General features: G+C 69.8%; 9 protein-coding genes. All 9 read left to right on the forward strand.

Going from position 1 to position 8,782, the window contains the following annotated elements:
• Window positions 1-24: 24 nt before the first annotated feature.
• Genes VGV13_22890 through VGV13_22930 form a run of 9 tightly spaced genes read left to right on the forward strand, consistent with a single transcriptional unit; the run spans window position 25 to window position 8,645 of the window.
• The gene (locus VGV13_22890) at window positions 25-1,425 is read left to right on the forward strand and encodes an O-antigen ligase family protein (GenBank protein ID HEV8643924.1); all 1,401 of its coding nucleotides are present in this window, start codon (window positions 25-27) and stop codon (window positions 1,423-1,425) included.
• Window positions 1,422-1,997, forward strand: coding sequence for an HAD hydrolase family protein (locus tag VGV13_22895; protein HEV8643925.1), 576 nt, complete (start codon window positions 1,422-1,424; stop codon window positions 1,995-1,997). The genes VGV13_22890 and VGV13_22895 overlap by 4 nt, the downstream gene beginning before the upstream one ends.
• A complete protein-coding gene (locus VGV13_22900; GenBank protein ID HEV8643926.1) occupies window positions 1,997-2,845 on the forward strand; it encodes an ABC transporter permease in 849 nt (282 codons plus the stop codon). The genes VGV13_22895 and VGV13_22900 overlap by 1 nt, the downstream gene beginning before the upstream one ends.
• Before the next feature lie 9 nt (window positions 2,846-2,854).
• Entirely contained in the window at window positions 2,855-4,138 is a 1,284-nt protein-coding gene (locus tag VGV13_22905; GenBank protein HEV8643927.1) for an ABC transporter ATP-binding protein, read from the forward strand.
• On the forward strand, window positions 4,125-4,871 hold the full coding sequence (locus VGV13_22910; protein HEV8643928.1) for a class I SAM-dependent methyltransferase: 747 nt from the start codon (window positions 4,125-4,127) through the stop codon (window positions 4,869-4,871). The genes VGV13_22905 and VGV13_22910 overlap by 14 nt, the downstream gene beginning before the upstream one ends.
• Window positions 4,868-5,764, forward strand: coding sequence for a glycosyltransferase family 2 protein (locus tag VGV13_22915; GenBank protein ID HEV8643929.1), 897 nt, complete (start codon window positions 4,868-4,870; stop codon window positions 5,762-5,764). The genes VGV13_22910 and VGV13_22915 overlap by 4 nt, the downstream gene beginning before the upstream one ends.
• A gap of 34 nt (window positions 5,765-5,798) precedes the next feature.
• Window positions 5,799-6,635 carry a class I SAM-dependent methyltransferase gene (locus VGV13_22920; GenBank protein ID HEV8643930.1) on the forward strand — a complete coding sequence of 279 codons (837 nt, stop codon included), beginning with the start codon at window positions 5,799-5,801 and terminating at the stop codon, window positions 6,633-6,635.
• A complete protein-coding gene (locus VGV13_22925) occupies window positions 6,632-7,915 on the forward strand; it encodes a glycosyltransferase family 4 protein (protein HEV8643931.1) in 1,284 nt (427 codons plus the stop codon). Before VGV13_22920 ends, VGV13_22925 begins: the two co-directional genes overlap by 4 nt.
• A complete protein-coding gene (locus VGV13_22930; protein HEV8643932.1) occupies window positions 7,908-8,645 on the forward strand; it encodes a class I SAM-dependent methyltransferase in 738 nt (245 codons plus the stop codon). The genes VGV13_22925 and VGV13_22930 overlap by 8 nt, the downstream gene beginning before the upstream one ends.
• The last annotated feature ends 137 nt before the right edge of the window (window positions 8,646-8,782 follow it).

Here is an 8,782-nt window from a genome sequence, read left to right on the forward strand (position 1 = left end):
GGCGCCGGCGCCCTCACCACCGACGTGCTGCTTCCCCGGCCGATCCTCCTCGGGCTCGTCATCGTGATCGTCGCCTTCGCGCTTTCGCAGGGCGTCGTCACGCTCCGGTTCGAGTACGCCCTCGGGGTCTTCTTCGTCGTGGCCGTGTTCATCTTCGTCTTCCTCAAGTCGGAGGCCGGCCTGTACCTCGTCCTCTTCTCGATGCTGCTGTCGCCGGAGTTCGCGGTGGGCGGCGGCGGTCTGGCCGAGAGCCGCGCGGTGGTGGTCCGGTTCGAGGATCTCCTGTTGATCGGCATCGCCTTCAGCTGGCTGGCCAAGACGGCGGTGAACAAGGAGCTAGGGCTCGTCGTCAAGACCCCCCTCAACCGATGGATCCTGCTCTACATCGTCACGACCTTCATCGCGACGCTCTTTGGCTACGTCGCCGGCACGGTGAAGACCGCGGCCGGCTTCCTCTACGTCCTCAAGTACGTGGAGTACTTCGTCGTCTATTACCTGACCGTCAACAACCTCCGGGACCGGCCGCAGGCGTGGCGACTGGTCATGACCGCCATGCTCACGGCCGCCATCGTCAGCCTCATCGGCGCCGCCCAGATCCCGGGCGGCCAGCGAGTGTCGGCCCCCTTCGAGGGCGAAGTCGGCGAGCCCAATTCCCTTGGCGGCTACCTCCTCTTGATGATGGCGGTGGCCGCCGGCGTCGCGTTGGAGTCGCCCCGCCTGCGCATGCGGGTCGCCATGGCCGGTCTGGTCGGCCTCATGGCCGTCCCCTTCCTCTTCACGCTCTCACGCGCCGCCTACCTGGGCGTGATCCCCACGGTGATCGCGCTGGCCGTCCTGTCCAGCCGGCGCAGGCTGATGCTGGGCGTGCTCATGGTCTTGCTCGTCGCCGCCCCGCTCCTCGTCCCGTCTCTGCTGCCAACCCAGGTCACCCGGCGGATCACCCAGACCTTCGTGCCGGAGCGGGGCCAGGCCACCGCCCGGCTGGGGGGGGTGGCCTTCGACCCCTCCACCTCGGAGCGATTGCTCTCGATGCAAAACGCCTTCAAGGCCTGGACGCAGCGCCCGGTCTTCGGCTGGGGCGTCACCGGCTTCAAGTTCATGGACGCGCAGTACGCCCGGACACTGGTGGAGACGGGGATCATCGGCTTCGCGGCCTTCCTGGCGCTCCTGTGGGCCAATTTCCGGTCCGGCCTTGGCGCCCTGCGTCGACTGCAGCAGCCCGAGGACCGGGGCCTGGCCCTCGGCTTCGTGGCCGGCCTCGTCGGGCTGCTGTTCCATGCGTTCGGATCGAACACCTTCATCATCGTCCGCATCATGGAGCCCTTCTGGTTCCTGGCGGGTGTCGTGGCCGTGCTGCCGATTATGGAAGAGGCCGAGAGTCATGCCGCAGCTCAGCCGACCCCGGCGGTCCGGTACGCGCTGTGAGCGTCCCTCGAACGGTCGTCCGGCGGGCCCGGCCGATCCGCCTGCTGGTGACGGACGTGGACGGCGTGCTGACCGACGGCCGCATGGTGCTCAGCGAGCGGGGCGATGAGCTGAAATCTTTCCACAGCCGCGACGGGGTGGCGGTGGCCCTGGCCAAGCGAGGTGGGCTACGAACGGCCTTCGTCACCGGCGAGAAGAGCACGGTGGCCCAGGCCCGGGCCGACAAGCTCGGTGTGGACGCCGTGGTGCTGGGGGCCCGGCGCAAGGGCGAGGTGCTCGAGGACCTGTGCGCCCAGTTCGGGCTCCCGCTCGAAGCCAGCGCCTACATCGGCGACGACCTGCTCGATGTACCCGCACTCCAGCGAGCGGGGCTCGCCATCGCGGTGGCCGACGCCGCGCCCGAGGTGATCGAGATCGCCCACGTCGTCACCCGCGCGCGGGGCGGGCAGGGGGCGCTGCGCGAGTGCGTGGAGCTGATTCTGCGCGCGCAGGGCGCGTGGACCGCCACCGTGGAGGCCTACGTCACCGAGCACGGTGGCCGGCCACGGCGGGCGGGCCGAGCGAGGAAGTAATGGTCGAGCCAGTGGCGGAGGCCGCCGGTCCGTCGCTCGTCGTCATCCGGCCGTCGAGGGGCTGGACCGGGGTGTCGCTGCGCGACCTGTGGGCGTACCGCGAGTTGCTCTACTTCCTGGCCTGGCGCGACATCAAGGTCCGGTACAGGCAGACGATGCTGGGGATCGCCTGGGCCGTGATCCAGCCGGTGTTCGCCATGGTGGTGTTCACGGTGTTCTTCGGTCGTCTGGGTGGGCTGCCCTCCGAGGGGATGCCTTATCCGCTGTTCACCCTCTGCGCGCTGCTGCCCTGGCAGCTGTTCGCGCACGCGCTGACGGAATCGAGCACCAGCGTCGTCGTCAATCAGAACCTCATCACGAAGGTCTACTTCCCCCGGCTCGTCATCCCCCTGGCGGTGGTGCTGGCCAGCCTCGTCGACTTCCTGATCGCGTGCGGTGTCTTCGTCGTGCTCGCCGCCTACTACGGCGTGGCCCCCGGTCCCACGGTCTGGAGCCTTCCCCTGTTCGTGCTCCTGGCGCTGGGACTGGCCACCGGGGCGGGCGCCTGGCTGTCGGCGCTCAACGTGCGCTACCGCGACGTGCGCTACGCGATTCCGTTCCTGGTGCAGGTGTGGTTCCTGGCCACGCCCATCGCGTATCCGGCCAGCCTGGTGCCCGAGCCCTGGCGCGCCTGGTACGGGCTCAACCCGATGGCCGGGGTCGTGGAGGGCTTCCGCCGGGCCCTGCTGGGCACCTCCGGCGCATCCGGCGGCCTCCTGGCGACGTCGACCGCCGTCACGGTGGTCATCCTGGTATCGGGCCTCGCCTACTTCCGCCGAACGGAGCGCACGTTCGCGGACACCATCTGAGTGGTGAGCATGCTGGCGATCAGGGCCGAGGGCGTGGGCAAGCGGTACACGATCGGCGCGCCCCGCGGCCCCTATGGCAGCCTCCGGGAGAGCCTGACGCAGGCCCTGACGGCGCCATTCCGCCGGCGAGCCTGGGGGCGAGCTGCCTCCGAGTCCGACACGCTGTGGGCGCTGCGGGACGTCTCCTTCGAGGTGCGCCCGGGCGAAGTCGTCGGGCTCATCGGCCGCAACGGCGCCGGCAAGAGCACGCTCCTCAAGATCCTGGCCCGGATCACCGAACCCACGTCCGGTGAGGTGGTGCTGTCCGGGCGCATCGGCTCGCTGCTGGAGATCGGCACCGGGTTTCATCCCGAGCTCACCGGGCGCGAGAACGTCTTCCTGAACGGGGCCATCCTCGGGATGCGACGCACCGAGATCCAGCGGAAATTCGACGAGATCGTGGCCTTCGCCGAGATCGAGCGCTTCCTGGACACGCCCGTCAAGCACTACTCCACCGGCATGTACCTTCGTCTGGCCTTCGCGGTGGCCGCTCACCTGGAGCCAGAGATCCTGCTGGTCGACGAAGTCCTGGCCGTGGGCGACGCCGCCTTCCAGCGCAAGTGCCTGGGCAAGATGGGGGACGTGGCCCGGACGGGCCGTACCATCCTCTTCGTGAGCCACAACATGGGTGCCGTCACAAGCATCTGTGAGCGGGGTCTCGTGCTCGAGGCTGGACGGGTGGTGTTCTCCGGCCCCGCCACCGAGGCGGTGACCGTCTACCTCAACCAGTTCAGCGGGGCGGCGGAACCCCCGGTGGCGGAGCGACGGGACCGCACCGGGTCGGGAGAGGTGCGGCTCATCGGCTTCGGCATCCAGAACGACAAGGACGAGCGGCTCGAGGCCATTCGCAACGGCGAGACCGTGCGCCTGGTCTTCGAGTACGAGACGCGCGACGGGCGGGGGGCGCGGAACGTTGAGTTCCATATCGTCGTGCGGACAGAGGCGGGCGACCTGCTCTTTCAGTTCGGGTCCCGGTTCCTGGGGCGGAGGCTGGCCCGGATTCCCGGTGCGGGCAGGCTCGTCTGCGAGATCCGGCGCTTTCCGCTCGTGCCCGGGCGCTACCGCCTCGATGCCTTCGTCGTGGCCGACGGTGTGCCGTCCGATTTCATCCTGTGGGCGGCTCCTCTCACCGTCGTCGACGGCGACTTCTATGGGGCCGGCTATCGGGTGTTCGAGCGCGAGAGCAGGTTCCTGATAGATGGCGATGTGGCCTGCGAGGCCCGCGCCGGCGATGGTGCGGATGGTCGGGCCTGACTCGTTGACGCGGCTGCACGGGGACATCGTCGCGGCCAGCCGAACCTACCAGCCGCCGGCGGACGTGCTCTCGCGGGTCGACGAGGAGTACCGAGGGTACATCGTGAATGCCGAGGGCCGGTCGTTCTACTACCAGTGGCTGGCGCTGGCGGTCCGGCTGCTCAAGCCGAGCCTGGCCGTGGAGCTGGGGGGCGGGCTCGGCGCCAGCACGCTCATCATGCTGTCGGAGCTGCCGATGGCCGCGCGGTTGGTCACCTGCGACCTCCGACCGACCCTCAAGTTCGTGCCCGCGTCCGCGACGAGCGATGCGCGATTCCGCTTCGTCTCGGGGAACGACCTCGATTTGAGCATTTTCGGGGTCGACCTGCCGATCGGCATCGACCTGCTGTTCATCGACACCGACCACACCTTCGTTCAGCTGGCGGCGGAGTGGAGCGTCTACCGACACCTGTGCAACCCCGGCGCGCTCGTCGTCCTCGACGACGTCCTCATGAACGACCTGCCGAGGTTCTGGGAGGCGCTGCCCTACCCGAAGCTGGAACTCACGCGGGAGTGCCACTTTTCCGGGTTCGGGGCGTTCCGCTACGAAACGGAGGCCCGCCCGAACCCGCTCGAGGCGTACCGAGCCGCCCTGCGGGTCGCCTGGGCAGGCGCGGCCGACCGCGAAGAGACTTCGGGCCGGTGCCGGGCCCTGGCCACCCGGATTCGCCGAGTGTGGAAGCGGCGGCGGTGATCGAGCCGACCGCGGTGACCGCGGCTGGCCGGCCGGGCCGGGGCCCCATCCCCAACGCGTCCGTCAGCGTCATTGTGCCCGTCTACAACGAGGCCCACTGCGTGCGGGAGAGCCTGCTGTCCCTCCTCGGGCAGGACTTCCGGCCCCTGGAGATCGTCGTGGTCGACGATGGATCGCGGGACGAGTCGGCGCGAATCTGTGAGGCGACGGGCCTCACCGTTCTGCGGCAGCCCCACCGGGGTCTGGGGCCGACGCGCAACGTCGGGGCGCGGAAGGCGGCCTGGGACATCCTGGTCTTTGCCGACGCCGACATGGTCTACGAGGCCGGCTACGTCTCGACGCTGGTGGCGCCCATCATACTGGGCGAGGCCGTGGCCACGTGCCACTGGGACGAGCTCGTGTTGAACTGGGACCACCGCTGGGCACGGTGCGAGAGCTATTACTTCCGGCGGCCCGGGCGGCGGCGCCAGCCGGTGACCCCACCCGAAGGCGAGCTCATGTACCGCGCCGTGCGAAAGGACTTCTTTCTCGAGGCGGGCGGCTTCGCCGAGAACGAGGGCCGGGGCGACGATCTCTCCGTAGCCCGCCGCACGGGTGTGCTGGCCCGCATCGTGCGCGGGGCGGTCTGCTATCACCGGGGCCCGGAATCGCTGCGGGAGGTCCTCCGCGAGGCCGCGTGGCACGGCCGGAACGTGTGCGTGGCGCCGCAGGGCCGGCTGCGGCGAAGCCTGGCCGCCCTGGCCGACCGCAACGTCCCGGGCGTGCTGGAGCGCGGGGTGGTTTCCGCGGTGCGACACGGCGAGCTGGGATTGCCGGTGTTCGCCGTCACCTACGCGCTGGGGTTCTCCTGGGGGGTCCTGCACGCGCTGGCCAGCGGGCGGTACGTGAAGTGAGAACGCCGTCGGACCACGACTGGACGGTGCGGCCATGCCGGTGAGCCCGCCGGTGGTCGAGGCCGAGGACCGATTCGACCCGATCTACGTCACCCCTGACGACCTCGACGACCTGGCCACGTTCACCGGCCTCAGCCGTGAGGCGTGCCTGACGCGGCTCCGCGAGTACTCCTCGGCGGAGATGGTGGAGGCCTGGCGGCGCGCCGACCCCAGGACGGCCGGGGACATCCTGCGCTTCTACCAGTCGACCGACCTCTACGTCTGGGAGCTCATGCAGTGGCACGCCAGCCCGTCGCGGAGTCCCTACTGGGAGACCCTGGGGCTGCTGGCTGAGCGGTTCCCGGCTACAGTCGGCTTTCGTCGCGTCTACGACTTTGGCTGCGGGGTGGGAACCGACGCGCTCTTCCTGGCCGAGCGCGGCTACGAGGTCGCGCTGGTCGACGTTGAGGGCCCCGCCTTTCGCTTTGCCCGACACCGTTTCGCCCGGCGGGGCCGCACGGCTCGATTTCTGCCTTCGGCGTCGATGCTCCCCGAGCCCGACGGCGTCTACGACGTGGCGATCTGCTTCGACGTGTTCGAGCACCTGCCGGAGCCGCTGGAGGCGGCCCGCCGTCTCATCACGGCGCTGCGCCCGGGGGGGCTGCTCGTGGAAAAGGGGTCGTTCTCAGGCTCCCAAACGCACCCCTACCATCTCGAAGGCCACGAGGCGCGGTACGGCGGCCTCCGCTGGCACTGCTGGCTCAGCGGGCTGGGCCTGCGTTACGTCGGTGGGAGCGCGATCCACCGAAGGGTGGATGGCGCCGGGGCGCTCGTCCAGCGGGCGCGGTACGGGCTCTGGCGGGCGACGGGGCTATGGGTCCTGCGCGTATGACCGAGCGGCCACTCGTCGTCAATCTCATGCCCCACGGTCCCGCCTATGAGTTCGCTCCCGGCGCGCGTCCCGACGTGGCGTGGGCGCGGCCGGATGGATCGTGGGTGGGATTCTGGAAACGGGAATGGCCGGACCTACTCGGCGCCAGCGTGCTTCGGGCCGGCGCGTCCTACCGCTGGGAGGTGTGGCAGCCCGATCTGCGCGCCGATCGCGAGTACGCGGAAACACTCGAGACGGGGGTCGTCCATCGTCTGTTCCCGGCCCTCGAGCGCCCGTACCGCCGTGGGGTTCGGCGCATGCCCGGGCTCTACAGCGAGCCAGTCCTGCGCCGGCTCGGCGCGCTGCGCGACCGGCGGATCCTGCTGGTGCTGCATGGTTTCCGCGTCCCCTTCTATGGGATGCTGCTGGAGCGCTTCGGGCCCGACCGATCCTGGCCCGTTCTGCTCGTGGGACACGGCATGTGCACGGTACCGAGCACCGAGTTGCTGGGGCTCCACCGACCGCTGACCTACCTCGATCTGGCGCTGGAGCACTGGCGGCTCGGGCGCGAGCTGAGGTGGATCGATGCGGTCACGGCGCAGTGCTCCTACGATGCGCGGGAGGTCAGCAAGGTCTATCACGGTCCCATCGAGCGGCTCACCATGGGCTGCGACTTCGACTTCTGGCGACCAGTCCCCGACAAAGACGTCAAGCGCGCGCTGCGGGCGGCGCAGGGTATCGGCCCATCGACCGTCGTTCTCTTCGCCTCGGGGAACTTCGTCCCCCGCAAGCAGTTCGATCGCCTGATCGAGGCCGTGGACCAGGTCCGCGAGGGCGCGGACGTGCTGCTGGCGCTGGCCGGGCACGGCGAGGCCAGGCACACTGACGCGCTCGCCGTCCTGGTCGGGCGGGTGCGCCATCCGCGGCGGGTGCTGGTCCATCCCTACGTGACCGGCGAGCGCCTCCGGAAGCTCTACTGGATCGCGGATGTGTACGTATCGACCTCGACGGCCGAAGGGTCATCGGTGGCCGTCATGAAGGCGATGGCTTGCGGCCTGCCCGTCCTCACGACGCCGGTGGGCGAGACGTGGGAGCGGATGCGGGCCCACGGAGCCGGCGCGGTCATCCCGGTGCGGGATTACGCCCGGTGGACGCGGGCCGTCGAGGAGATCCTGGCCGGCGCCATGCCTCCCACGCTGGACCAGGCGGCGGCGCATGCGGCCTACGACTGGTCGCAGGTGGCGATGCGGTTCGTTCGGCTCGTTGAAGGCCGGCTGGGTGGAGGGCGGGCCAGTGACTGACCCGGGGCCGCCGTCGCTCGCGGTCGGGGGCGAGGTCGAGCCCCGCGCTGTCTGGCGGGACGCGCAGAGTCGCGAGCGAAACTACTGGAGCCGGCGCTGCAGCGACTCGATCGGCGTCATGTACGAGATCGGCGAGGATCTGGACCTCGCCTGGCGCTTGCAGGCTTACGTGGCGGCCGAGCCAGGCTCGCTGCTCGACGTCGGCGTGGGGCCGATGGGCACGGGGCTACTGTGGCTTTTCCCCCGCTGCCGGCTCCGAATCGGGGTGGACTCGCTGGGGCTGCTGCCGGTGGCCACCGGAAACCCGCACGCCGACGGACTGGTGCGCCGCATCAGGGCCGAGTGCCGCTACGTCATCGGCAAGTCCGAGGCCCTCTCGTTCCCCGCCGCGAGCTTTGACGTCGTCGTGTGCAACAACGTCCTGGACCACGTCGAGGACGTCCCCCGTTCGGTCGCGGAGATGTGCCGGGTGGTCCGTCGCGGGGGCGTGCTCGGGCTGAGCGTGGACACCAACTCTTACCTGGGCTACTGGCTCCGCCGGATCGACCGCTGGCGACGGCCGCACCTCAACGCCTACCGGCTTCACCCGACCGACCTGATCATCGGCCAGATCGAACGGGCCCTGACTGGCCGCGGCTTCCGTGTCGTCTCGTCGAACGAGGCGAGTTGCCTCGGACGGCTGGTGGGCCGGCGTCGTATGCAGAACTGGGTTGCCGTGCGGGAGGACTAGTGCCGTTCCAACTATTCGCGCCAAGGGAGGCGCCGTGTACTACACGTACGTGTTGCGGAGTGATCGAGATCAACGGCTCTACACCGGAACGACGCACGACCTCCGCACCCGAATCAAGCTGCACGCTGACGGAAAGG

The organism is Candidatus Methylomirabilota bacterium (assembly GCA_036001065.1).
GTDB lineage: Bacteria > Methylomirabilota > Methylomirabilia > Rokubacteriales > CSP1-6 > MNEF01.

Excerpts from the sequence above, each read along its gene's own strand:
- VGV13_22900 (HEV8643926.1), top strand. The coding sequence starts at position 1,997 with ATGGTCGAGCCAGTGGCGGAGGCCGCCGGTCCGTCGCTCGTCGTCATC.
- VGV13_22905 (HEV8643927.1), top strand. The coding sequence starts at position 2,855 with ATGCTGGCGATCAGGGCCGAGGGCGTGGGCAAGCGGTACACGATCGGC.
- VGV13_22910 (HEV8643928.1), top strand. The coding sequence starts at position 4,125 with ATGGTCGGGCCTGACTCGTTGACGCGGCTGCACGGGGACATCGTCGCG.
- VGV13_22920 (HEV8643930.1), top strand. The coding sequence starts at position 5,799 with ATGCCGGTGAGCCCGCCGGTGGTCGAGGCCGAGGACCGATTCGACCCG.
- VGV13_22925 (HEV8643931.1), top strand. The coding sequence starts at position 6,632 with ATGACCGAGCGGCCACTCGTCGTCAATCTCATGCCCCACGGTCCCGCC.